The 24,932-nt window shown below is 57.5% G+C and carries 17 protein-coding genes; 8 read left to right on the top strand and 9 right to left on the bottom strand.

Annotation, left to right across the window (positions count from 1 at the left end; all coding sequences use genetic code 11):
• Positions 1-83: 83 nt before the first annotated feature.
• The 3 genes from FDY93_RS07215 (at position 84) to FDY93_RS07205 (ending at position 9,602) form a co-directional block, all read left to right on the top strand.
• A complete protein-coding gene (locus FDY93_RS07215) occupies positions 84-3,368 on the top strand; it encodes a pectinesterase family protein (protein WP_138235080.1) in 3,285 nt (1,094 codons plus the stop codon).
• 561 nt (positions 3,369-3,929) lie between these two features.
• Positions 3,930-6,533 carry a fibronectin type III domain-containing protein gene (locus tag FDY93_RS07210; RefSeq protein ID WP_138235079.1) on the top strand — a complete coding sequence of 868 codons (2,604 nt, stop codon included), beginning with the start codon at positions 3,930-3,932 and terminating at the stop codon, positions 6,531-6,533.
• Positions 6,534-6,596: 63 nt separating this feature from the next.
• Complete coding sequence (locus FDY93_RS07205) at positions 6,597-9,602, top strand: TonB-dependent receptor (RefSeq protein WP_138235078.1); 3,006 nt, start codon at positions 6,597-6,599, stop codon at positions 9,600-9,602.
• 33 nt (positions 9,603-9,635) lie between these two features.
• On the opposite strand, the gene FDY93_RS19735 is transcribed toward FDY93_RS07205, so the two are convergent.
• A complete protein-coding gene (locus FDY93_RS19735; RefSeq protein ID WP_240913990.1) occupies positions 9,636-9,956 on the bottom strand; it encodes a hypothetical protein in 321 nt (106 codons plus the stop codon).
• A 49-nt stretch (positions 9,957-10,005) separates the two neighbouring features.
• On the opposite strand from FDY93_RS19735, the gene pelA reads away from it, so the two are divergent.
• From pelA to FDY93_RS07190, 3 genes are all read left to right on the top strand, one after another.
• Positions 10,006-10,986 (top strand): pectate lyase, encoded by a 981-nt coding sequence (gene pelA, locus FDY93_RS07200; protein WP_240913989.1) that lies wholly within the window; start codon positions 10,006-10,008, stop codon positions 10,984-10,986.
• A gap of 75 nt (positions 10,987-11,061) precedes the next feature.
• A complete protein-coding gene (locus FDY93_RS07195) occupies positions 11,062-11,817 on the top strand; it encodes a rhamnogalacturonan acetylesterase (RefSeq protein ID WP_138235076.1) in 756 nt (251 codons plus the stop codon).
• A gap of 117 nt (positions 11,818-11,934) precedes the next feature.
• Positions 11,935-14,469: a glycoside hydrolase family 95 protein gene (locus tag FDY93_RS07190; RefSeq protein WP_138235075.1), complete on the top strand. Its 2,535-nt coding sequence runs from the start codon at positions 11,935-11,937 to the stop codon at positions 14,467-14,469.
• Positions 14,470-14,526: 57 nt separating this feature from the next.
• Here FDY93_RS07190 and FDY93_RS07185 read toward each other — a convergent pair whose 3' ends face one another.
• The 8 genes from FDY93_RS07185 to tal form a co-directional block, all read right to left on the bottom strand.
• On the bottom strand, positions 14,527-15,444 hold the full coding sequence (locus FDY93_RS07185) for a pirin family protein (protein ID WP_138235074.1): 918 nt from the start codon (positions 15,442-15,444) through the stop codon (positions 14,527-14,529).
• Positions 15,445-15,486: 42 nt separating this feature from the next.
• Positions 15,487-16,047, bottom strand: coding sequence for an NADPH-dependent FMN reductase (locus tag FDY93_RS07180; RefSeq protein WP_138235073.1), 561 nt, complete (start codon positions 16,045-16,047; stop codon positions 15,487-15,489).
• Between the two features lie 78 nt (positions 16,048-16,125).
• On the bottom strand, positions 16,126-17,958 hold the full coding sequence (locus FDY93_RS07175; RefSeq protein ID WP_138235072.1) for an IlvD/Edd family dehydratase: 1,833 nt from the start codon (positions 17,956-17,958) through the stop codon (positions 16,126-16,128).
• 257 nt (positions 17,959-18,215) lie between these two features.
• Positions 18,216-18,395 carry a hypothetical protein gene (locus FDY93_RS07170; protein ID WP_138235071.1) on the bottom strand — a complete coding sequence of 60 codons (180 nt, stop codon included), beginning with the start codon at positions 18,393-18,395 and terminating at the stop codon, positions 18,216-18,218.
• A 205-nt stretch (positions 18,396-18,600) separates the two neighbouring features.
• Positions 18,601-19,617 carry a LacI family DNA-binding transcriptional regulator gene (locus tag FDY93_RS07165; RefSeq protein WP_138235070.1) on the bottom strand — a complete coding sequence of 339 codons (1,017 nt, stop codon included), beginning with the start codon at positions 19,615-19,617 and terminating at the stop codon, positions 18,601-18,603.
• Positions 19,618-19,926: 309 nt separating this feature from the next.
• Positions 19,927-21,261 (bottom strand): xylose isomerase, encoded by a 1,335-nt coding sequence (gene xylA, locus FDY93_RS07160; RefSeq protein ID WP_138235069.1) that lies wholly within the window; start codon positions 21,259-21,261, stop codon positions 19,927-19,929.
• 14 nt (positions 21,262-21,275) lie between these two features.
• Positions 21,276-22,775 (bottom strand): xylulokinase, encoded by a 1,500-nt coding sequence (xylB, locus tag FDY93_RS07155; RefSeq protein ID WP_138235068.1) that lies wholly within the window; start codon positions 22,773-22,775, stop codon positions 21,276-21,278.
• Positions 22,776-23,747 (bottom strand): transaldolase, encoded by a 972-nt coding sequence (tal, locus tag FDY93_RS07150; RefSeq protein WP_138235067.1) that lies wholly within the window; start codon positions 23,745-23,747, stop codon positions 22,776-22,778. It lies immediately after the preceding gene.
• 359 nt (positions 23,748-24,106) lie between these two features.
• Between tal and FDY93_RS19440 the strand changes: the two genes are divergently transcribed.
• Positions 24,107-24,256, top strand: a complete 150-nt coding sequence (locus FDY93_RS19440; protein ID WP_171018921.1) for a hypothetical protein — start codon at positions 24,107-24,109, stop codon at positions 24,254-24,256.
• 20 nt (positions 24,257-24,276) lie between these two features.
• Positions 24,277-24,930, top strand: coding sequence for a rhombosortase (gene rrtA, locus FDY93_RS07145; protein ID WP_138235066.1), 654 nt, complete (start codon positions 24,277-24,279; stop codon positions 24,928-24,930).
• Positions 24,931-24,932 lie beyond the last annotated feature (2 nt).

Here is a 24,932-nt window from a genome sequence, read left to right as displayed (position 1 = left end):
GGATTGGTTCGGCAATGAGTGATGTACCGGCGGTTCTTGAATCCGTTGGGTAACAACAATAAACAACAAATCAGGAGTATTTGATGAGAGTACATGGCGCACTGATGGCCGCGCTGCTCAGCAGCCTATTGGCGGGCTGTAGCGACGACGGCAGCAAAAAAGAACTGGTGGAACTCAATCCAATCGTGACACCGGAGCCAGAGCCGGAAGAACCTACAGAACCCGAGGAGCCGACAGAACCCGAGGAGCCAACAGATCCGGAAGAGCCCACCGAACCCGAAGAGCCAACAGACCCGGTAGATCCTGTTGATCCGGAAGAGCCTCAGTCCAGTGTATTCACCTGTCCGGAAACCGGCCTGTATTTCTGTGACGACTTTGAAGACGGTGAATTTGAAAGTACCTGGGACGCGGTGATCGATGGCTACGGTCTCAGTGACCCGGGCGTCTTCGACATTCTTGACGAGGGCGACAAAGGCAAGTCTTTGATGTTCACTGCCGGGATCCGCGGAGAAAACTTGCGGGAGGGCGAACTGATTTTGGTGAAAGAGGGGGCGTTTGGCAGTGTGCCTGCGGATTACTTTGTAGAGTACCGTATTCGTCCGCGCGCCAATAGCAATAACGGCAATAAACAGATATACGGTATTGGCCGCTATCAGGGACCTCTGCAGTGGTATTTCGGTGGCCTGAACATGCAGGGCAGCCCCGAATCCACGCAGGTGGAAGCGGGTTACGCCAGCAGTGATGACAACGGTGCGACTGGTTCTGTCAGTCGTGAAGTGCAGGTCAAAAAGCCGCTGCTTCTAGGAACCCAGGATGCCATTGACGGCAGCTGGTACACCGTGCGCTACGATATGGTGGGCAACCAAGTAACCGTGTATCTAGACGGCGAGGAGCTTGGTACATATACGGATGCCGACAGCAAATACACTACCGCGGGCCGTATTGGCTTCTTCACTTACAACCGCTCCTTCGAAGTGGACTACGTGAAAGTGGGAGATCCCGCGGTGAAGCCAGTGCAGCTCACCATCGATTATGCCGAGTCCACCTGGACCGCCACGGCGGGTGATCCGGCCCTGGAAATTAATGTCACCGCGATACAGAGCGATGGCGTCACTCCGGATACCTTTGAAGCGGTATCCAGTGACACCAATGTGGTTTCTGTCGAGGTCGTTGGCAACCTTGTAAAGCTATCGCCGCAGTCACAGGGCTCTGCGGAAATTACCTTCAGTAGCGGTTCCGACGGCAGCTTGCAGCGGACCATCAGCGTAGAAGTGGCCAAGGCATTTGAAATGCCCACTGCGACATATGGCGATATCAGTGCGAGGGTTTCACCGCTACCCGGCGCTACCGGTGAGTACGAGGATACCCGCCTCAGTATCACCTTCGACAATGCGCCGGCCCTGAATGAAGCCGTTGGTTCCGTACGGATTTTCCGCGTAGACAATAATGCCGAGGTGGATGCTATCCGCGCCGGTGGTGAAACCGATACCCTCGGTTACAAAGGGCAGACCCAAACCCGCACACTGAACACTACACCCTTCACCGTCAGCGGTAATACGCTCACCATAGCGCCGCACACCGATGTGTTGGAACCCGGTGTGGAATACTTCGTGGCGATCAGTTCCGACCTGGTACAGGGCGCGAAGTTGAATGGCAGCGATTTTATCGGACTAGGTAAAGCCACCGGCTGGACCTTCACCACCCGCGCGGCACTGCCTACCGGTGCCGATGTCACGGTGGACGACGACGGCGCTGCAGATTTTCGTACCGTGCAGGGCGCTCTCAATCACGTGATGGAGAATGTCGCGGCGGACGAAGCGGCGAGCATCACGATCGCTGCGGGCGATTACCGTGAAATGCTGTATCTCTCCAGTAAAAACAATCTCACCATTCTGGGTGCCGGGGCTGACCAGACGCGTATTCATTACGAGAACTATGAAGGGTTGAATGGCGGCAGTGAAGGTCGCACCCTGTTCCTGGTGAAAGGCGGTGACATGCTCACCCTGCAGAATCTCAGCATCGAGAATACACATCTGCGCACCGGTGCTGGTGATCAGGCGGAAACCCTGTACTTCAACAGTGAAGGGCGGTTGGTTGTGCGTGATGCTGCCTTCTATTCCGAGCAGGACACACTACTGCTGAAAGGCTACAACTGGTTTCACAATGCGCTGATCGTAGGCAATGTGGATTTCATCTGGGGCTACAGCACCGCCACCGTATTTGAAAATTCGGAAATTCGCTCGGTTGGTGATTCCAAAAGCGCCGAGGCTACCAGCAGCGGAGGCTACCTGCTGCAGGCGCGCACGCCAGATCCGAGCGCACCCGGCTTCGTATTCCTGAACTCGAAGCTCACCCAGGGAGCGGGCCCCAAAGGTGTCACCATCCAGCCCGGCACCACCTACCTGGCACGCAGTGGCGGCAGCAGCAGCTACTACGACAATGTCACGTTCATCAATACCGCCATGGACACCCATGTGTCCGCGGAGGGGTGGGCGTATGAAGGAATCAACAGCCAGCCCGCGCCCAATCCCAAAATTGCCAGCGCGGATTCCGGCTGGCGTGAATACGGCAGCACTGATCTCGCCGGCAGTCCGCTGGATATGAGCAGCCGCTGTGGCACTTCCGGCAGCTGTTATCAACTGACTGAAGAGGAGATGTTGAGCCGCTTCTGTTCCCGCGCGCAGATTTTTGCTAGCTGGAACAGCGGTGAAGGCTGGGATCCGTACCCGGAAGACACCGGTGACGATCACTGCGTGGTGACCGAACTACCGTCAGAGTCCTGGAGCGGCGCCGGCCTGCTGCTGGGCACTCAGGGTTCGATTACTCCGGCGAGCGGCAGTATTACCAAGCAAACGGACACCGCTGTTACCTTTACAGCGAGCGACGGTAAGTTTGAAAGTGGTATGTCTTTCTATTTGGTTTCCCAGCAGGTAACCGGCGACTTCACCTTTACTGCGAAGTTGAAAAGTGCAGGCGTACCTTATGCGGCCAATCAGTTCCCGGTGGGGCTGATGATGTGTGAATGCGATGTAAGCAGCGGCAGCAACTCACCGCTGGCACATGTTGGCATGTACATGTTGGGCGCCGAATGGGTAACCCAATACGGTCATGTCCTGGCCGATGGTGGTGGTTGGGGCAAAAGCGGTGATGGGACTGTACTAACCCCGGGTGACAATCTCTACTTCAAACTGCAGCGGGTAGGGCAGCAGTACAAGGCCTATTACTCTACCGATGGCGGTGTCACCTACTCCAGCGGATGGGGCAACACCTTCACCGACATGCCAGATACGATCAAGGTCGGCCTGTTCGCGGCGCCGTATTACGACGATCAGTCCTTCACCTTCGAAGATATTCAACTGACCCAGTAAACACACAGGCCCTGCGCAAGCGTGCGCAGGGCCCTGTCTTTCCAGAGCAGATAGTGATTCCAGTAAAAATACCCGAAGGAAAAGGTTGGGTGATCGGCCTGGCCTTTCTGTTGATCATGGCGGCCACCGATACTCGTGCCGCGGTTCTAGACGACCGGGCGCAACCTGGCCTCACTGCAAGTGGGGCCAGGACTTCGCTATCTGGTCTGGCCACTTTCTGAAACTTACCGCGCCGCTGCAGCGGCAAATCCCCTGCGATATGCATCACAATCCTTGTAGGAAAACTACAAAAACCCTCTTGTTTGAGTGTTTTTTGAACACATTTGGCGCCAAATGATTCTTGTAAGACCGGTTACCAATCTGTTCATTTCTAGTTGGTACAAATGGTTGAATATGCCTAACCAATCTGTTTTCATTGCCAAACCAATAAGTGTCAAGGCTGGGCCTGGGTGGTAACCGCGCACTCAATAATTCAAACAGTGCCGCCATCAGGAAGCTCTCCGGGCGTATGACCCGGGCTCATAAAAATAACGATTTAAAAAAGAGAGAGAAGGGGTAAGTATGAAACCTTTACCTTGGGCGAAATCTGCACTTGCGTTGTGCATTATGGGAACACTGACTGCCTGTGGCGGCGGTGGCACCGATGCGAACAATGAAGGCGATGTGGTTACCACGCCGCCACCGGTATCCAGCAGTTCTTCCGGTGGCAGCTCATCCAGCAGTAGCTCTTCCGGCGGTGGCAGCACCGGCCCGATTCTCTCGGAAAACTTTGGTGACGGCCTGTTTGTAAACTTCGACGAGGCCGATACGGAGTTTTTCTTCAGTCAGGAATACAAGGCACTCAGCGCCAGCAATTCCAATGATGCCTTCCCGTCCTTTTACTATCCCACTTGTTGTTTCTTCCTGAACGACACGCCGACGGACGGCCCCGCGGTCAATCTTGCGCAGATGGGGATCGTCAGCGACAACGGCAACCCGGCGCTGCTGCTGGACACTGGCCGTTTCACCGCCGGCCAGACGCGGCCGGAAAAGGATGCCAAGGATCCGAAGAAAGACACCACCAGCAGTAGCGACCTGGCCACCTGGGGTGAGCTGGATCTGGGCCGCCCCTATCGCATCTCCTTCTGTGTGAAGGAGGCCGTATCCGGCGGCAGAAACATGATGGTGTTCGTGGACAATAACACTTCCAACGCAGGTAACTCCCTGTGGACCGGCAACAACTCGCGCATCTTCCAGGCACCAGTCAGCCAATTGGAAGCCGGCAAGCGCGTGGAGATCAACGTGCCCGGCAGCCCCCGTATGGGCGGCGAAGTGATAAGTGACTGGGCTTCGGTCGATGAACTGGTTGGCGAGGGCACCTCTTTCCTGCAGTTCCGTGTCGAGGGTGGTAACACGGTGATCATCGATGACCTGCTGGTGGAATATCAGGACGAGAATGGCCAGGCGGCGCTGCCGGCCTGTAACGTGTTCACCCCGGCTACCGCGCCGGACGCCCCGGAAGCCCCCACCGTCTTGACCGGGGATGCGCAGCTCGGTGTCAGCTGGGGCAGCATCGTGGGTGCAGCCACCTACGATCTCGCCTACAGCACCAGCGACGACATCACTGGCGCAACCCTGGTGGAAGGCCTGACCGAAACCAGCACTACCCTTACCGGGCTGACCAATGGCACGGACTATTACGTCTGGGTGCGTGCGACCAATAACGTTGGTGACAGCGACTGGAGCACCTCGGCCAGTGCCACTCCCGTTGAGCCCCTGGGCTGCAAACTCACCACCACCAGTGACATAGGTGCGGATGTTGCCTGGAGTGTGTGGGACGGTTGTGTGTCTCCGGATACCAGTGGTGCCCTGATATTGAATGCTGCCAGTGCTGGCCAGCTCAGCTATCCGGACGGCAACGTGCTGTTCGCCAGTAACAAAAACGGTACATCGACACTCAACACCACTGCTGACGCTGGTGCGCGCAGTAAGGGCGATCTGACCGGCATCTTCGCCGAGCAATATCCGCAGCACTTCACTCTTATTGCGCGTGTGGACGTGTCCAAAAGCACTGACCGCGGTATTGAAGTGGAAACCGTGTTCGCAAGCCCCAGTGACAGCCGCGTAAAACTGCTGCTGCGTCCCAATGACGGTACCCCCAAGGATGGCGGTAAAGGTCGTATTCAACTGGAGCGCTTCCTGAATGGTGTGGCCGGTGACTCCAGCACTGGTGAAACCGCCCAGGCGGATGTGAGAATGACACTTGCAGACGGTGAAAAGCAGCGCTACCACATCTATCACGTGAGCTACACGGTGGAAGATCCCGCCGTAGCCGGCGCGAACAACATTACCGCTGTGATCTACCGCGATGGTGAGAACATTACCGACCTGTTTACCCCCTCCGATGACGGCGTCGTCGACGCCGCAATCAAGGGTACCGGCCGCGCCGGTGGCGGAGGTGCAAACCGCATTCGCATCGGAGAAGACTCCAGTTCCGGTCATTTCGCCGAAGTGGACTGGATGCTCTGGAGCGCCGATCCGCTGGTGGCGGCCATGAGCCCTGCAGAACTTAAAGGCAAGCTACCAGCCACAATCGGCGAGCTGGGTGCTTATGCGGGCAGTGGTGACGGCAGCTCCAATGTGATTCTCAGTGAAAGTTTTGCAGCTACGGATGGCGATGGCTCGTCCAGTAACTTCTTCACCACAGCCTACAAGAGCATCAGTGTCGACAGCACTACTGAAGTGCCTTTCTACGCAGTGAGCGGTGGGGGCTCAAACATGCTCATCGCAAGCGGTGCCCTCAGCCTGACCAATGCGCGTTTCACAATTGGTGACAAGTCACCGGAAACCCCCACGGCGAGTACTGACACCGAAGCCGCTCTTGATGGTGTGTTGGATCTGAGTCAGCCCTACCGTATTCGTTTCGATGTGCTGGCCAATAGTACTCCGAGTGAAACCGGCAGCAAGAAGTGCCAGATCCAAGTGGATAACAACACTACCGGTGCGGCCAACTCAATCTGGCAGGAAAGCGCATCCCGTATATACAGCGTTGAAGCGGATTCCATCGCCGTCGGCACCGTCACCGTGGAAAGTAGTGTGGGCACCGATCACTCATCGTTGTTGTTCCGCTGCGAAAACGGCGCCGGCCCCATAACCATCGACAACCTGGTAATCGAGCGCCAGTAACGGAATGCGCGCAGGCCAAATAATTTGGCCTGCGCCACACAATAAAAAGATGGGAGACAAATAATGAAAATGCATAGCAAAAAAATTCTGGCCTTGGCCATCGCGTTAGCCGGTGCCCCGGCGTTCGCCCAGGAAGAAAACAAAGAAGTCGAAAATGCCCAATACGATGCGGCCATGGAAGAGGTCCAGGTAGAAGGGGTGCGCGCAGCCGATATCAACGCGCGCGCGGCGGAACGCAGTAAGGACAACTTCAGCTCCGTCGTCACTCAGGACGATGCCGGTAACTTCTCCGACCAGAACGTGGCGGAACTGCTGCAGCGTATGCCGGGTATCACCCTGCAGCGCAGCGAAGGTGAGGGCAAGTTCGTCAACCTGCGCGGCCTCGGCGCTGGTATGGTGAGTGTGCGCATGGACGGTGGCGTCATGGCGAACGCCGGCGGTGGTACCAATGAAACCCTGGAAGACCGGGCCTTTTCCCTCGACAGCCTTCCGTCTGATGTCCTGCAGTCCATCGAAGTGAACAAATCCCTGACGCCGGATATGGACCTGGACGCGATTGGTGGCTCCATCAATGTGAAAACCCTTTCCGCACTGGACCGTGGCAGGGACAGCTACAAGCTCACGTTGCAGAACTACTATCAAGACCAAGTGGCAGAGAATTCTCCCAAGGCGACTCTGCAGGGCACCAACCTTTTCCTGAACGAAACCATTGGTGTCGCCTTCACCGGTTCCTGGGAAAAACGTAAAACCCAGGGCTTTCAGACCAGCCACCACAGCAACACACTTCCCAGTTATGTGACGATGGGTGGCGAGCAGATGATTATTCCGTGGGAGTTCACCACCTTCCAGGAAAATGCCGAGCGGGAACGCGTGGCGGGTCTGCTGAATTTGGAATACCAACCCAATGACAACAGCCGTTATCACCTGAAGATAAATCACACCAGCTATTCGGATGATGACATCGCATTGCGCGAGTACTATCGCTTCAACTACGCCGACGGCGACGAAGACCTGGTATTCATCGATAAAGACAATCGCGTATTCGGTGGCGGTGATGTCGATCTGCAGCAGCAGTACTTTATCCAGGAATCTGAGGTAGAGACCAATACCTTTGCACTCGGCGGCGAGAACCGCTTTGGCGAAGGCTGGGAAGTGGACTACGAAGTGGTTTCCTCACGCAGTACCAACGAGAAGCCCGACGGACGCCGGGTACAGTTCCGTCTGCAGAATATTCCCGCTGCCATTGCGCAGTTTGGTGAGGATTCTCTGAACGGGCAGATCATCTCCGATGCCCAGCTCGCCGAGCTGGTGGAGACCGGCAGCATCTCCTCCGGTGCGATTTCAGGTCGCAATGGTTACCAGTACGGCGAGGTGTCCCAGGCCAATATGATCTACGACAACCTCTTCCTGGAGGATAACCTCCGCGAAGATGAAGTGGATCAGTTCTCCCTGAACCTGCGCAAGGACTGGGACAATGGCGGCATGCTCAATTACGTGAAGGGTGGTATCAAGGCCAACCAGCGTAGCCGTAGCAACGACAAAAACCGCGTGAGTATCATTCCCGATGATCGCAAAGAAGCCGGCTGTAATGGCGATGCGGTGTGTCTGGATCTCGCCAAATCCACCTTGGGTGATTACGCGACCTTTGTCACGGAGAATCCCAGTTTCGATCACGCATTTATTACCCGTGCCGAGGCGGAGCGTCTTATCGAAGCCACCCGTGCGATCGGCGACAACTACGACGTCGACCAAAAGGAAATCGATTCCACCAAACTCGACTATGAGCTCAGCGAAGACACCGCGGCGGCCTACTTGATGGCCGAACTACAGGTGTTGCCGGAGGCCACGCTGATTGCCGGTGCCCGCTATGAGCACACCAAGTTCGCTTCCACTGGTTACATGGCTCTGCGCAATGACCGCAATGAAGAGTCTGATGGCCTCGCGTCTCTGGACATTGCCGTACCTCTGGAAGAAACCGGAAACGACTACGGGCTGTTCCTGCCGGCATTGCATTACCGCCACCAGCTGAGTGAAAACCTGCTGGGTCGTGCATCAATCTGGACCAGTTTTAGCCGTCCGGATTTCGGCAAGAGTCGCGGTTTCTTCGAAGTGACCGATCGGGTGGAGTTCTGTAACACCGATCCGGCCTATACCGGTGAAGTGAAGTGTTCCGATGATCCCAATCAGATCGGTGGCGCGCGCGGCGAGCTGGATTACCAGGCCCAGTGGTTCACCGTTTCCCCGGAAAATACCGTCCGTATCGGCAATCCCGGTCTCGATCCCATGCGTTCGACCAACCTGGATATGTCACTGAGCTACTACGGTGAAGATACTTTTCTGGAAGCTGCGCTGTTCTATAAGGACATCTCTGATTTTATCGTCGATGCCAACGGTGTGAGCGTGAACATCAACAGCGATCTACCGTTCGTGCTGCCGACGGATCAGATCACAGCGTTCCAGATTCCGGCGGATACCACTTTTACCAACGTCAATACCTACCTCAATGGTGAAGGTGCATCGGTGTATGGTCTCGAACTGAGCTACAGCCAGTACTTCGAAGGCCGCTGGGAAAACCACAATGTCGGTCGTTGGCTGGACAACATCTTCATCCAGTCCAACCTCACCCTGCAGACCAGTGACGGCAAGGTGGGCGACAGTGTGCGCGTGGGTTCTATCCAGTTGCCGGAAACTGCCGATACCGCGGCTAACCTGACGCTGGGTTGGGAGAATGACGACTTCTCCATCCGCTTTATCGCCAACTACACCAGCGAGATTCTGAAGCGCATCGGTGGCTGTACTGCCGACGACATCGCGAAGGATGCGGCGCAGGGCTATGCGGCCAATTGCCGTACCTGGGGCGATATGTACCAGGATGAGGCGCTCACCTTCGACATCAAGGCGACGTATCGCGTGATGGATGGTGTGCGTGCCTACTTCGACGCGGTCAACCTCACCGACAACGTGGATCAGTACTACTTCGCGGGTAACAAAGATTCCGGTGGCCGTATGTTGTTCAACGTCGAGCAGTACGGCCCCGCAGTGCAAGTCGGCCTGAATATCGACTTCTAAGCACTGATTTCCTCTTTGCCATTTTTGCCCCGCTCAGCGGGGCTTTTTTTCCCAAAAAAATAATCGTTTTACTGAGGGTTTTCCCATGAAGTGTTCAGCGGCCCTGCTGGCTCTCACGACTTCTCTGCTACTGGCTGCTTGCGGTGGTGGTAATTCTAACGAGACGATTCCGCCTGCAAATGGCGGCAGCAGTTCTTCGAGTTCTAGCTCGTCTTCCAGCTCTTCATCATCCAGCAGTTCGTCTTCTGGAGGCAGCTCGAGCTCCAGTTCTTCTAGCAGCTCGTCCTCCTCCGGCGGCAGTTCCAGTTCTTCCTCGTCCGGTGGTGAAGCACCGACACTGTCGCAAGCCGGCAACCCAATTTACGGCGAACTGAACAACTACAAGTCATGGCTTGGCAGCAGCTTGGCGGCCGACCAGACTCTGGCCGATAACATGATCACCTGGCAGATGCCGCATGGGGGTTTTTACAAATACGGTGTATCCAAATACGCCTCGGCCTGGGATGGCAGCAGTGCCCGCTCTGACTGGACCGGCGCGGACGGTGTTGAGCTGGGTACCATCGACAACGATGCCACCGTGACCGAGTTGATGTTCCTGGCCGATGTTTATCAGCGCAGCAATGACAGCCGCTACCGCGATGCCGCGCGCAATGCGCTGGAATTCCTGCTGACAATGCAGTACGAATCGGGCGGCTGGCCGCAGGTCTATCCCGCGCGCACCGGCACTACCTACTCGAACTACGTCACCTTCAACGACGGTGCTATGGCTAGGGTGCTGATCCTGCTGGACTACGTGCAACGCCAGGAGGCGCCGTTGAACGGTGATCTGTTCAGCGATCAGCAGCGCGCGCGCGTGGCTACCGCCATCGACAAGGGTGTTGAGTTTATTCTCAACGCGCAGATTGTGCAGGCAGATGCCAAGACCGTCTGGTGTGCCCAGCACGACCCGGTGACCTACGCCCCGCGCCCCGCGCGCTCTTACGAGCTGGCTTCCAAGAGCGGCAAGGAATCCATGCTGGTGACCGCGTTCCTGATGTCACAGCCGCAAACCGCTGAGGTGGAGGCCGCAGTGCGTGCCGCGCTGGCGTGGTATCGGAGTGAAGTGGTGAAAGAGGTGGATACGGCCTACATCAAGCGCTCCAGTGGCAGCGACGACGACACGTATAATCCCATCCAGGCCAAAGCCGGCAGTACTATGTGGTACCGTTTCTACGACCTGGGCCAAGATGTCGGATTCTTCAGTGGCCGCTCCGTTGAAGAGGGCGGGGCTGGCAAGCAGTACGACATCATGGACATCGAGCCGGAGCGCCGCTACGGCTACGAGTGGGGCGGCAATTATGGAAGCGCGTTGATCAGCTACGCCGATGGCGTGGGATACCACTAACGCGAGTTGTTTTCAGGTTTGGAGCCCATACGCTCGAAAATGGGCTAAAGGGCTCCAACAAGAGAGGTATATAGAATGAGAAAAGTATTTTTCTTCGTCGCGGCATTACTTCCTTTTATTGCCAACGCCCAGACTGTTTATATGGCCGGCGACTCCACTATGGCGATAAAACCAGAGATGAGCTTTCCCGAAAATGGCTGGGGTATGCCGTTCGCACGTTTCTTTGATGAAAGTATAAAAGTGGAAAACCGGGCGAAGAATGGTCGAAGCACACGCACGTTCATTGAAGAAGGGCGCTGGGCTAGTATCGAAGAGGCGCTGCAGCCCGGGGATTTTGTTATCATCCAGTTTGGTCACAATGACGAATCGGAAAGCAAAAAAGACCGCTACACCTCACCGGAGCAGTACAAAGCCAATCTGGCGCGCTTTATTCGCGAGTCTCGCGCCAAAGGAGCTCAGCCGCTGTTAATGAGCCCTATTACCCGGCGCTATTTCAATGAGGATGGCACCGTTAAACATACGCATCCTTATGCGCCGCTAAGCCGGGAGGTGGCAAAAGAAGAGAAAGTGGATTTCATTGATATGGAGCTGGTCACGCGGGAGCATTTCCAGCAGCAAGGCGACGAGAACTCGGCACTGCGATTTCTACATATCAAGCCTGATACCCACCCTAATTACCCCAATGGCGTGCGCGATGACACGCATCTGAACCAATTGGGCGCACGGGAAGTTGCTCAGTTGGCTCTGCGGGAAATGAAAAAGATGGGGCACCCCCTGGCTAAGAAACTTCGTGCACCCAGGCCAAAGCACTTGACCTTCAGCTACGACTGACGCTGGTCAGGGCAATCGTAAGTGGCTAGATTATCGTTGCAGACACTCCCCTCCTTTCCCGGCTGATTGTTTGTGGTTGGGCTTTGTATTCTCCGGTCTAAGATTGGTAAGCGCATTATGAGAAAAACTGTTCAAGTCATAAGGCATTCGGTCTGGTTTGTTGTATTGCTCTACAGCTTGGGATCCGTTTTGTCTCAGGGTGCGTTTGCCGGTATTCCGGAGTCCCGAACGGCGGCTGATAAATCTCTTACCCTCTGGTACGACCGTCCAGCGGATAACTGGAATCAGGCCCTGCCGATAGGTAATGGCCGCCTGGGAGCAATGATTTATGGTGGCGTGGCCCGCGAAGAATTGCAGTTAAATGAAGATACTGTCTGGGCCGGTGCGCCGAATAATAACGTGAACCCGGAAATCGCCCCTTATATCAGCAAAGTGAACGAGGCGCTTTTCAAGGGCGAATTCACTGAGGCTCAGCGTTTGGCCGATGCACATCTGCATTCAAAAGCCAATCACGGCATGCCCTATCAAACGGTCGGCAGTCTGCGGCTGAATTTCCCCGGTCACGATAAATACCTCGACTACCACCGGGAACTCGATATCGGCAACGCGCTGGCCAAGGTTTCGTACCGTGTGGGAGATGTTCGATATGCACGCGAGGTATTTTCGTCTCTGACCGACTCGGTGATTGTGGTGCGTTTGACCGCGGACAAACCGTCGAAAATCGACCTCGATCTGTCCTTTGATAGCCCGCAGCAACACGGTGTCGAAATTGACCGGAAGCAGTTGTTGGTGCGTGGACGTGGCGGCGATCACGAGGGCCTGGAAGGCAAAATTCGCTTCAGTACTATCGTGCGGCCCAAGATGGAGGGGGGGCATCTGGATGCGACGGCTAAGACCCTTAGAATTCGCGGCGCAGATGCGTTGACGCTATTTATCGCTACGGCGACTAATTTCAATAACTATCAGGATATCAGCGGCAATGATCTGGAGCGCGCTAAAGTTCAGATTGAATCGGCAATAGGAAAAAGTTACGGTCAGTTAAAGCGCGCCCACACCGATTTCTACCACGCGCAGTTCAAGCGGGTTACACTGGATCTCGGAAATACGCCGAACAGCACACTGCCCACTGATATTCGTGTAAAACGATTTTCTCAGGATTATGACCCGGCACTGGCAGCGCTCTACTTTCAGTTTGGACGCTATCTGTTAATTTCCAGCTCCCAGCCCAACACCCAGCCGGCCAACCTGCAGGGTATTTGGAATCCTCACGTCAACCCGCCCTGGGAAAGTAAGTACACAGTCAACATCAATACCGAAATGAATTATTGGCCGGCGGAGGTTACCAATCTGTCGGAGTTGCACCAACCGTTGTTTTCCATGTTGCGGGAACTTTCCGAAACCGGGCGTGAAAGTGCGAGCAAAATTTATGGTGCTCGCGGCTGGATGATGCACCACAATACCGACATCTGGCGTATCACCGGGCAGGTGGATCCCGCCTTTTACGGCCAGTGGCAAGGCGGCGGTGCGTGGCTGAGTCAGCACATCTGGCAGCACTACCTGTATACCGGCAACAGAGAATTTTTACGCGACTACTATCCGGTATTACGTGATGCCGCACTCTATTTTGCCGACAGCCTGCAGAGAGAGCCTGAGACGGGGTGGTTGGTGGTGGCACCATCAAACTCCCCGGAGAACGCGTACCGGAATCACGAAATCCCTGTTTCGGTTTCTGCGGGTACCAGTCTGGACAATCAGCTCGTGCACGACCTTTTTTCTGCCGTGATCAGTGCGGCGTCCATACTTGAAGTCGATCGAGAGTTTGCCGGAGAACTTTTGCGGAAGCGTGAACAGTTGCCGCCCTTACAGATCGGGCGTCTCGGTCAATTGCAGGAGTGGTTGTGGGACTGGGACGATCCAGAAGACCGTCATCGACATGTTTCTCATCTGTATGGAGTTTATCCCGGTAACCTGATTTCTCCTTTCCGCACCCCGGAATTGTTTTCTGCCGCGAAAACCTCATTGGAATACCGAGGGGATATTTCTACCGGATGGTCCATGGGGTGGAAGGTAAATCTCTGGGCACGTTTCCTGGATGGCAACCGTGCGTACAAGCTGCTGCAGGATCAATTGACTCTGGTTGAGGCTGAGGGAAAGGAAATAGCCGAGAAGGGGGGCACCTATGCCAATCTATTTGATGCTCACCCGCCGTTCCAGATCGACGGTAACTTCGGTGTTACCGCTGGGATAGCTGAAATGCTGGTGCAGAGCCACGATGGCGCCATTCACCTGCTACCGGCATTACCGGACGCCTGGCCAGAAGGTAGCGTAAAGGGGTTAGTGACCCGCGGCGGATTCGTTGTAGACATGACCTGGAAATCGGGAGCCGTAGAAAGCCTCGCCATCACTTCGCGCCTCGGTGGCGATTGTCGACTTCGCCTGCCTTCATCACTGAGCGCAAAGGGAAAAGTGGATGTGCGTGAAGTGGATCGGAAAAATGCTAGTTCAAATTTCTTCTTTTCGGTACCGGAACTGCGCGACCCAAGGATCGTTGCGGAAGCCACTCTGGAGACGGTGGCTCCGCCTGATGTTCAAGAGCTTGAGTTTTCCACCAGCGCTGGTGAAACCTATCGGTTCAGCTTTATTAAAAAATAAATAATGGGAGTGCCCTCTACACCGGGAGGGAGGGCCGGCACGTCCGGCCCTTGAGTATCAACCCCCGGGATAGGGAATGAATTCCTCGGTATCGCCGGGCACCTTATCAAAGCGTCCGGCCCTCCAGTCTTCGATTGCCTCCGCGATGCGCTCTTTGCGGCTGGATACAAAGTTCCAGTCGATAAAACGCTGCCCCAGAGACTCGCCGCCGATAATGGCAATGCGGCACTCTTCCACGGCTTCCACTTCCACACCTGGTTCGGGATCGAATACCGCCATGGCATATTGCGGAATTTCGGTGTCGCGTGCGCGCAGCGCGCCACTGGCGACATACACGCCGCGCTCGGGAGAATCAGGTAGCGTCAGACGCTGGCCCGGTTTCAGGTGCGCTTCAACATACAGGGTTTCTGCGAAGGTTTTTACCGGTGAGCTACAGCCGTAGGCGCTGCCCATCATGACTCGCACTGGCACGCCGCCCACGTCGGTGGTGGGGATTTCTGCGGCGGGGTAGTGGTAGAACGCGGGCGGGAGCTCCTCATCGGCTTCCGGCAGCGCCAGCCACAATTGCAGGCCGTGCAGTCGGTGGTCCGAATTGTGCAGTTGTGTGGTCTCGCGCTCCGAGTGCACGATACCGCGCCCCGCGACCATCAGGTTGATATCGCCCGGGCGGATGGCCTGCAGGCTGCCGAGCGAGTCGCGGTGCAGGATTTCGCCTTCAAACAGATAGGTGACGGTGGCGATGCCGATATGCGGGTGCGGGCGCACGTCGATGCCACTGCCGGCGGCGAATTCCGCGGGGCCCATATGGTCGAAGAAGATCCACGGGCCGACCATTTTGCGCTCGCGGGTGGGCAGCGCGCGGCGCACAGAGAAGCCGCCCAGGTCTTTTTCCCGCGGCTCAATGATGATGTCGATGGCTCCGCAACCGGAGATCACGTCGCACGCCTGAATCGCGTCCTGTGCCAGATTGCTCATTATTATTGCTCCGATGGTCAGTATTAGCTTGGGTGTGCCTTGTCAGCGCTGCAGGCGCCGCGCCCAATCGATGAGCGCGCTGACGAGTTTGCCGATAAAGGCGCGAGTATCCTGATCGGCGAGATTACCATCACCGTCGAATTTTTGGTGGGCAAAGGCGATCATCACTTCTGGTTTGTTCACAAAATGCGCGTCCAGGTAAATCAGGATACGCCGCAGATCGTACTGAGCCCGCGCGCCGCCGAACGCGCTCATACTGGCGCTCATCACCGCCACCGGTTTGTCTGCGAAGGGCTGCGGGTCGAGGCGGGAGAGCCAGTCGATGGCATTTTTCAGCACTCCGGACACCGAGTAATTGTATTCCGGTGTGGAGAACAGGATGGCGCCGGCGGCCAGTATCTGGTCGTTCAGAGTCTGCACCGCCTCGGGTACCTGTTTGTCGCGCAAGTCCTGGTCGTAGAGAGGGATAGTGGAGAGATCGGCGAAGGTGAAGGTTGCACCGTCACCGGCGAGTTCTTCCGCCACTTTCAGCGCGGCGCTATTGAACGAGCTTTTGCGCAGGCTGCCGGAGATGGCGAGGATCTTGAGTGGGGTGGATGCCATGGCTGCTCCCGAGGTGGTTTTGTGGACGAACCTCAAAGATAGCAGCCTGGCGCCGGACCGCCGGCTGCAGAAGGGGCTCTAGTGGGAGTGGCGCCCCACCGGGTGGTTATCGAGAATCCGCACAAATTCCTCGTCGGTTTCCAGCACTGCCCCGGTGTCCAGCTGGCTTACGGTGCGGCGATAGATCTCCTGCCACGGGGTCTGGTTGACCAACGAGGGTGCCTTCACGTGTTTGCGGCGCTCGGCCAGTTCCTCTTCCGTCAACAGTACATCGACCCGATGGTCAGCGAGATTTACGCGAATTCTGTCGCCGGTCTGCAACAGGGCTATGCCGCCGCCGGTGGCCGCTTCCGGTGCTATATGCAGGATCGACGGGCTACCGGAAGTGCCGCTCTGGCGACCGTCGCCCATGGTGGGCAGGCAGGTGATGCCCTGCTTTACCAGCCGCCTGGGTGGCAGCATGTTCACCACTTCTGCGGAGCCCGGGTAACCCACCGGACCGACATTGCGGATGATCAAAATGCAGTGTTCGTCGATATCCAGCGCCGGGTCGTCGATGCGCGCGCGGTAGTCCTCCGGGCCTTCGAACACGATGGCGCGGGCGGTAAAGCATTCCGGGTGTTCGGGGTTGACCAGGTACTTTGCCCGGAAGGCCGGGCTGATAACGGATTTTTTCATCAGTGCCGAGTCGAAAAAATTGCCGCGCATGATGGCGAAGCCGGCCTTCTGCATCAGTGGTTTGTCGGTCGGGAAGATCACGTCGCGATTGCGCACAGGGAAAGGTTCGCAGTTGTGTGCGAGTGAGTGGCCGGTGACGGTATTCTGGCTGCCGTCGATCAGGCCGTCGCCGATCAGCTGGTTTAACAGCGCGGGCACGCCCCCGGCGCGGTAGAATTCTTCGCCTAGATACTTGCCCGCGGGCATACAGTTCACCAGGAGCGGAACGTCCTCACCGTATCGCTGCCAGTCGTCCATGCTGAAGTCCACACCTTTCAGCCCCCGCGCCAGTGCCAGCAGATGCACCACGGCATTGGTGGAGCCACCCAGAGCACTGCAGGCTACCACCGCATTGAGGAAGGACTGGCGGGTGAGAATGTCCGATGGCTTCAGGTTTTCAAACGCCATTTCCACAATCCGTCGGCCGGTGTGATAACCCATCTGCGCGCGCTCTTTGTAGGGCGCGGGAATAGCGGCGCAGCCCGGCAGGGACATACCGAGCACCTCCGCCAGTGCATTCATAGAGAGTGCGGTGCCCATGGTGTTGCAGTGACCGACGCTGGGCACGGACTCCGCCGAGGCGTCCATAAACCCCGCATAGTCCAGCTCCCCCCTCACCAGCCGCTCGCGGTTCTGCCAGATGGCCGTGCCGGAACCGACGCGCTCTTCCCTGTTGTCATTGTCTGTGCCGCCTTCACAACTTACCGGCCGCCAGCCGTTCAGCATGGGGCCACCGGAAAAAACGATGGCGGGAATGTCGAGCTGTAGTGCGGCCATTAACGTGGCTGGCGTGGTCTTGTCGCAGCCGGTGGTGAGCACAACCGCGTCTATCGGGTAACCGTGCAGCGTCTCAATCAGCCCCAGGGTGGCGAGGTTGCGGTCGAGCGCTGCGGTGGGGCGGCGGCCCTGCTCAAAAATGGGATGCACCGGGAATTCCATGGGAATGCCGCCGGCATCGCGGATGCCGTCTTTCACCCGCTGCGCCAGCTCCCTGTGGTGGCGGTTGCAGGGGGTGAGATCACTGCCGGTCTGGGCGATGCCGATAATCGGCTTGCCGGACTGCAGCTCCTCCCGGGTGAGGCCAAAATTGAAATAGCGCTCCAGGTACAGGGCGGTGTGATCCGCGTGCTCCCGGTTGTCGAACCAGCGTGCGCTACGGAACTGAACAGACGGTTTTTTATTGGAATCGGTCATGGTTGGTGAGGATTTTTCGTTATCGAAATTTGTTATTAAAACGATGATTGAAATTTGTTATTCACATCGTTTATGACGGATCTCGCTTTAAAGCCTTTGATTTTGAAGGCGCCCATAAAGCGCGGCTGAGATTAGGACGGCCAGACGTGGCAAAAACTCCCCGCGTTGCAGAGAGTTTTTGCTTAAAACGGACAGATGGGAGTCGAAATCACTGTAAAGCGATACGGAGCCGCTCGGGGCTCCGGGACAAGCGCTGTTCAGTTATTCCCCAGCACAAAACAGCGTTCCAGGTCCTTCGGATATCGCAGGCCAGCGTTTGCAGCACTTTTGCCGGTCTTGGTCTGCGAGTTCTGCTGCTCCTGCGCGGATTTCTGTTGCGCGGTGAGCAAAACGGGTTTGGAAGAACTCTCGGGTTTTACCGACAAATGCGTATTCATGGTGGCGACCTCGACTGCGTATACGCTGCTGTTTATATCCCTGCTGATCTCAGAGTAATGCGGTGGGCCCGGTAGGCGGGCTGGATTCGGCGCGGTTACTGATTTAACTGTAGTGTAAAACCGGCTGAATCCGCCGCCTTTTGTGAACTTTGCGCGCAAATTCCGGTCGCCGTGAGACACCGCGCAAGTTCCCGCAGTGAGATGGTCAGCCGGGGGCCTTGCCGGTGGACTTGCGAACAATCAGATTGTGCGGAACGATCTCCGGTGTGCTGTCGCCATCGCCAGCGTCGATGGCCTGGCACAGACGGCGCATGCTGCGCTCGCCGATCTCCTCCGCCGGCTGGGCAATGGTGGTCAGCGGCGGATCGGCGATCTCCGCGTAACGGATATCGTCGAAGCCGATGACGGAGATATCCCGGGGGATTTTCAGGCCGGCGCTCTTGATTTCGTGCAGGGCACCCAAGGCCATTTCGTCGTTGGCGCAGAAGAGCGCCGTAGGGCGTTGGTCCAGCTCCAGCAGGCGGCGGGTGGCGCGGCGGGCGCCGTCGATGGTCTGCTCCCCTTCCACAATCCAGTCACTGGAGATCGCCAACTTGGCCTTGCGCATGGCCTTGCGGTAACCCTTCTCGCGGTCCTTGGTGAGCAGGGAATCCCGCTTGCCGGCGATAAAGCCAATGCGTTGGTGGCCGAGCTGGATCAGGTAGTCGGTGCCGTCGGCGGCGGCGGTAATATTGTCCACACGCACGCTGGGGAAGTGGCTGAGCTCCGCACTTACACTTTCCAGCCCCAGTACCAGAGGCGGGTGCGCACGCTCGCCGCCGCGGTTAGGGGCTGCCTCGTGGAACGGCGAGATACTGGCCAGCAGCAGGATACCGTCCGCCTGCTTGGAGAATACCATTTCGGTGTATTCGTCGAATTCGTGGGAGTTGGATTGGGTATCGCGGATCAGGATGCTGTAACCCTGCTCATCCGCCACTCTCCAGATGCCGCGCATCACCTTGTCGAGAAACGGATCGCCGATAGCCGGCAGTACCACTACGATCAGGCTGGTCTTGCCGCGACGGAAGTTGCGCGCCAGGGCATTGGGGGCATAGCCCACCTCGTCGATGGCCGCCTGCACCTTGTTGCGGGTTTTCTCTTTAACCTGCTCGGGGCTGTTGAGGTAGCGGGAGACGGTGGCGGTGGAGACACCGGCGAGCTTGGCGACTTTTTTTATGGACACTGGTCAGTCCTCTGATTTGTCGTTCTGATGGTACCAGCGTGTCCTGGCAGGCGAAGCGCAAGATGGTAGCGCCTGTGCAGGCCGAATGGTATCCACATATAAAAAAGGGCCTGCAATTGCAGGCCCAAACCAGAGTCATCTGACGTTTAGGTTGAACATCAATCAAATCTGGGATTACTAGAAATCGTAACGAGCGGGTACCTGGCGGTGTCCGCCAGCGCGCAGGAAGCGCAGTGTACATAAGTACATGAGCATTCTGAGCACTGCCGGACGCCACCAGGTGCCCGCGCAGTAGATTTATAGTGATTCTCAGAGGTACTGATTGATCAGGTTCTCGTACAGCTCCTGCTTGCCGCTCGCGGGCTGCGGTTCGCCGCTTTCCGCCGCCAGGTTGCGCAGGTCTGCCAGGCTCAGTTTACCTTCGGTAAACGCCTTGCCGTTGCCCTCGCTGTAGCTGGCGTAGCGCGCGGCCTTCCAGCTCTGGTAGGGCGATTCGGTGAGAATTCTGTGGGCCACTTCAAGGCCGCGGGCAAAGGTGTCCATGCCGCCGATATGGCCGAGGAAGATATCTTCCATGTCTACGGATTCGCGGCGCACTTTGGCGTCGAAGTTAAGACCGCCGGACTTGAAGCCGCCGTTTTCCAGCACCACCATCATGCCGTGTACCGCATCGTACAGATCGGTGGGGAACTGATCGGTGTCCCAGCCGTTCTGGTAGTCGCCGCGGTTGGCATCGATGGAACCGAGCATATCGGCGTCGGCACACATCTGCAGTTCGTGGGCAAAGGTGTGGCCGGCCAGGGTGGCGTGGTTGGCTTCGATATTGAGTTTGAAATCCTTGTCCAGACCCCAGTGGCGCAGGAAGCCGATCACGGTTTGGGCATCGAAGTCGTACTGGTGCTTGGTGGGCTCCATGGGCTTCGGTTCGATCAGGAAGGTGCCTTTGAAGCCGATGGAGCGGCCGTAGTCCCGCGCTGCGGTGAGGAAGCGCGCAAGGTTTTCCTGTTCGAGTTTGGTGTTGGCGTTTTGCAGGCAGATATAGCCTTCGCGGCCGCCCCAGAACACGTAGTTTTCACCACCCAGTGCCACGGTGGCATCCAGTGCGGCTTTCACCTGGGAAGCGGCGTAACTCAGAACTTTGAAGTCCGGGTTGGTGGCGGCGCCGTTCATATAGCGCGGGTTTGAGAACAGATTGGCGGTACCCCACAGCAGTTTCATGCCGGAGGCCTTCTGCCGCTCCGCTGCCAGCTCCACCATTTTCGCGAGGTTGCTTTCGTACTCGCTGATGGAGTTGCCTTCCGGTGACATATCCACATCGTGGAAGCAGTAGTAGGGTACACCCAGCTTGGTGGAGAACTCGAAGATGGCGTCCATGCGCTGGCGCGCTGCAGTCAGCTCATCGGCAGCGTCATCCCAGGCAAATACCTGTGTATTGCGGCCAAACGGATCGGCGCCCTTGCCACAGAAGGTATGCCAGTAACACACCGCGAAACGCAGGTGCTCTTCCATGGTCTTGCCGCCGATCACTTTATTGGCGTCGTAGAATTTGAACGCCAGCGGGTTGTCGGAGTTGCGGCCTTCAAAAGGAATCTGGCCGATACCGGGGAAGTATTCTTTGTCGCCGATGAAAAGGCTTCTGCTCATGATGTTCTCCAGAGTTATTCGACTGGTTGTACGCTCGGATACTGCTGGCTGAGCAGTTCCAGAAATGATTGGTAGTGGGTTTGGTAAGCCGCTGAGGATTCTGCATCCGGGGCGCAGCCAAGACTCGTATCCACGGCCAGGTGTTCCTCGGTCAGCGCGGCGAGGTCCGCGTTTTCGCTGCAGGCCCAAAGTGCCTGCATGGCGGCGCCAAAGGCGGCACCTTCCTGCTGTGCAGGTACTTCCACCGGCAGGTTGAACACATCCGCGATCATCTGCCGCCAATGCGGACTTTTGGCTCCACCGCCGGTGAGGCGGATGGCAGTGAATGTCTGCCCTGCACGGGCGAAGGCATCGAGGCCGCGGCGCAGGGTAAACGTCGCGCCCTCCATCGCTGCGCGATAGAGATTGGCCGGCGTCATGTTGCTGTCGTTCAGGCCGTGCAGGCTGGCGCGGGCGTGAGGCAGATTGGGGATGCGCTCGCCGTTGTAGAACGGCAGGCTTTGTATGCCGCCGGCACCGGGTGTGGATGCCGCCAGCAGCGCCTCGCATTCCTCAATGGATTTCCCCAGCGCCTTGCGCGTGCGCTCTGTGGCCACGGTGCAATTCATGGTGCACAGCAGCGGCAACCAGCCGCCGGAGGAGGAGCAAAAGGCGGCGAGTTCACTGCCCGGATCGATGGCCGGGGCGTCGCTGTGGGCGAAGAGGGTGCCGGAAGTGCCGAGACTCAGGGTCAGCACGCCGGGGGTTACTGAACCGGTGCCAAACGCAGCCATCATATTGTCGCCACCGCCGGTGGAGACTTTTACACCGGTTGGCAGGCCGAATTCGGCGCGCGCGGTTTCGCCTAGTGGAACCGTGGCATTGGCTTCCAGCAGCGGCGGCAACATTGGCAGTAGATCGCGCTCGGGGTCGAGTGCCTGCAGCATATCGCGGTCGTATTCCCGGCGCAGAATATTCAGGTAGCTGGTGCCGGAGGCGTCGCCGTACTCGGTGAAGATTTTTCCTGTGAGATGGAAATTCAGATAATCGTGGGGCAGCAGGATATGCGCGAGCTCCCCATAGGCCTGTGGATTATTTTTCTTCAGCCACAGGATCTTGGAAATCGTATAACCCGGCAGTATCGGGTTGCCCACCGCGTCGATGCAGCGCTCCACGCCGCCAAAGCGCTCGGTAATTTCCGCACACTCGGCGATGGTGCTGGTGTCGCACCAGAGTTTCACCGGCGCGATCACTTCTCCGTTCTTGTTCAGCGGCACAAAACCGTGTTGTTGTCCGGATACGCCAATGCCGCGCACACGGCGTTTGATGTCATCCGGCAGCTCGCTCATGCACTGGCGCAAAGCGGCGAGCCACCACTCGGCCAGCTGCTCGCGACTGCCGTCATCGCGGCTGATCAGCTCCAGGGGTGCGGCGGAAACGTGCAGGATTTTTTTCAGTCCGGCGTCGTAGGCCAGCAGCTTAAGACTCTGGGTACCGGCGTCTATGCCCAGAAATACCTGTTCTTGCGCTCGCATTTACACCGCCTCCAGATTTTTGGCGCGGGCCTGCAGCTGGCTTTCCAGTGCGTACTGGTCGGCTACGAATTTGCGGATGCCTTCACCGAGTTTTTCATGGGCCATGGCATCGTCGTTGTGTTCGAAGCGGAAATCGCACTCTGAGATTGGCGCCGCGGCGCAACCCGCATCTGCGCTTGTCGTCAGCGCGCGTGGCAACGGTCCCTTGTCTTCGGCGAGTTGTGCCAGCAGATCGGGGCTGATGGTGAGGCTGTCGCAGCCGGCCAACGCTTCGATTTGACCGGTGTTGCGGAAGCTCGCTCCCATGACGGTGGTGCGGTAACCGTGCTCTTTGTAAAAGTGGTAAATGCGGCGCACGGACTGTACGCCCGGATCCTGCTCCGGCGCGAAGCTGGTGGCGTCGGTGTTGTGCAGATACCAGTCAAGAATCCGTCCCACAAATGGAGAGATCAGGGTAACGCCGGCATCGGCGCAGGCGCGCGCCTGAGCGAAGCTGAACAGCAGGGTGAGATTGCAGTGGACACCCTCGCGCTCGAGAATTTCCGCCGCCTTGATACCCTCCCAGGTAGAGGCAATCTTGATCAGCACCCGCTCCGGTGCCACGCCCATTTGCGCGTACAGGTCCATAAGCCGGCGGGCACGTTCCAGCGTTGCCGCGCTGTCGAAGGAGAGCCGGGCATCCACCTCGGTGGAAATGCGCCCGGGCACGATCTGCAGAATCTCGCGGCCGATACTGGCGGCCAGGTGATCGCAGCAGAGCCCGACCTGTTCACTGTCGCTGCCACCCTGTTTTGCGGCAAACGCAATGGCGCGCTCAATCAGCGGTTGGTATTCCGCCTGTTGTGCGGCTTTCAGCAGCAGGGAAGGGTTGGTGGTGGCATCCAGCGGGGTGAACTGGCGGATGGCGTTGATGTCACCGGTGTCCGCCACTACAGCGGTCATTGCCCGCAATTGACTGAGTTTGTCCATGATTTATTTGCTTTCCCCATCTCTCGCGCAATTCCGGTTGGTGTTCCCAATCCAGAAATGTAAACGTTTTCATTTTGCGTAGTTTGCCCCAGCTGAGGCGGGAATACCAGAGGAAGAGGGTGCGGGATTTCATAATGCGCAACGATCACATCTATCAGTGAGGTCATTTTGATAGTTTTCGATAGTTATTGTTGATCTGGGCCAGAGATTTATTTGATTTCAACTATGTCTGCCCCCGGATTACCTTTTCCCCGTACCTCAACAACCAATAGGAAAAACAGGATGAAAAGTCGAAACGCAGAAGCCGCGCAAACGCCGGTGCTTGAGTGCAACTACGCAGACAACTACTACGGTGATCAGGTGTGTGTGCTGAAAAAGCCGTAACCGGGCTGGTTACCAGGCTTCTGCTGCGCGCGCTGAACAACCATGCACTGCTGCGGGAGCCCGGGGAGGAGGCGGGAAAGGAAATTGCTATTCCGGCGCCGCTCGCCGATAGTGCGTATCGACACTGACTGCCCGATACGTTGACTCGATGACCAGACCGCCGAAACCATTTCTCCCCGGCCGTGGCTTTGGCGGCCCGCTGCTGCTGGTGCTGATCTGTGGCCTGCTGCAGATGCTGCAGGGAATGTACCCGGACTGGTTCCTCTACGATCGCGGCGCGATCAGTCATGGACAGTGGTGGCGCCTGCTCAGCGGGCATCTGGTCCATACCAATGCGGCGCACCTGATGTTGAACGGTGCCGGGGTGATTGCACTCTGGTTTGTGTTCGGCCGAAGTGTGTTATTGGGCGCGCGCTACGCGGTAGGGAAATATCTCGGCTTCGTAGCTCTGCTGTCGATAGCGATCAGTGCCGGGCTCTGGTTGTGGTTTCCCGATGTGGAGTACTACTACGGTCTTTCCGGTGCGCTGCACGGGGTGTTCTGCCTTGGCGCGGTGGGCGATCTGTCCCAGCGCCGCTGGTCCGGCGCACTGTTACTGGCGGGCTGCGCACTCAAGGTGGCGTGGGAGTGGGTTGTGGGTCCGAGCGCGGCGACCGGCGCATTGATCGAGGCGGAAGTCGCGATTTCCAGTCATCTGCTCGGGGCACTGCTCGGCACATTGCTGGGGTTAGTGCTGTGGATGCGCCAGGCCCGGGCTGCCCCACCGATCCGCCGCGCCGATGGCGCACGGTCTCAACAGTAGGG

This window comes from Microbulbifer harenosus (assembly GCF_005771435.1).
GTDB lineage: Bacteria > Pseudomonadota > Gammaproteobacteria > Pseudomonadales > Cellvibrionaceae > Microbulbifer > Microbulbifer harenosus.
The sequence above is the reverse complement of the archived record's forward strand: the minus strand, read 5'-3'. Positions and strand labels throughout refer to the sequence as shown.

Bases quoted from the DNA above. Each gene is read 5' to 3' on its own strand.
- FDY93_RS07215 (WP_138235080.1), top strand. From the start codon at position 84: ATGAGAGTACATGGCGCACTGATGGCCGCGCTGCTCAGCAGCCTATTG.
- FDY93_RS07210 (WP_138235079.1), top strand. From the start codon at position 3,930: ATGAAACCTTTACCTTGGGCGAAATCTGCACTTGCGTTGTGCATTATG.
- FDY93_RS07205 (WP_138235078.1), top strand. From the start codon at position 6,597: ATGAAAATGCATAGCAAAAAAATTCTGGCCTTGGCCATCGCGTTAGCC.
- FDY93_RS07195 (WP_138235076.1), top strand. From the start codon at position 11,062: ATGAGAAAAGTATTTTTCTTCGTCGCGGCATTACTTCCTTTTATTGCC.
- FDY93_RS07190 (WP_138235075.1), top strand. From the start codon at position 11,935: ATGAGAAAAACTGTTCAAGTCATAAGGCATTCGGTCTGGTTTGTTGTA.
- FDY93_RS07185 (WP_138235074.1), bottom strand. From the start codon at position 15,444: ATGAGCAATCTGGCACAGGACGCGATTCAGGCGTGCGACGTGATCTCC.
- FDY93_RS07180 (WP_138235073.1), bottom strand. From the start codon at position 16,047: ATGGCATCCACCCCACTCAAGATCCTCGCCATCTCCGGCAGCCTGCGC.
- FDY93_RS07175 (WP_138235072.1), bottom strand. From the start codon at position 17,958: ATGACCGATTCCAATAAAAAACCGTCTGTTCAGTTCCGTAGCGCACGC.
- FDY93_RS07170 (WP_138235071.1), bottom strand. From the start codon at position 18,395: ATGAATACGCATTTGTCGGTAAAACCCGAGAGTTCTTCCAAACCCGTT.
- xylA (WP_138235069.1), bottom strand. From the start codon at position 21,261: ATGAGCAGAAGCCTTTTCATCGGCGACAAAGAATACTTCCCCGGTATC.
- xylB (WP_138235068.1), bottom strand. From the start codon at position 22,775: ATGCGAGCGCAAGAACAGGTATTTCTGGGCATAGACGCCGGTACCCAG.
- rrtA (WP_138235066.1), top strand. From the start codon at position 24,277: ATGACCAGACCGCCGAAACCATTTCTCCCCGGCCGTGGCTTTGGCGGC.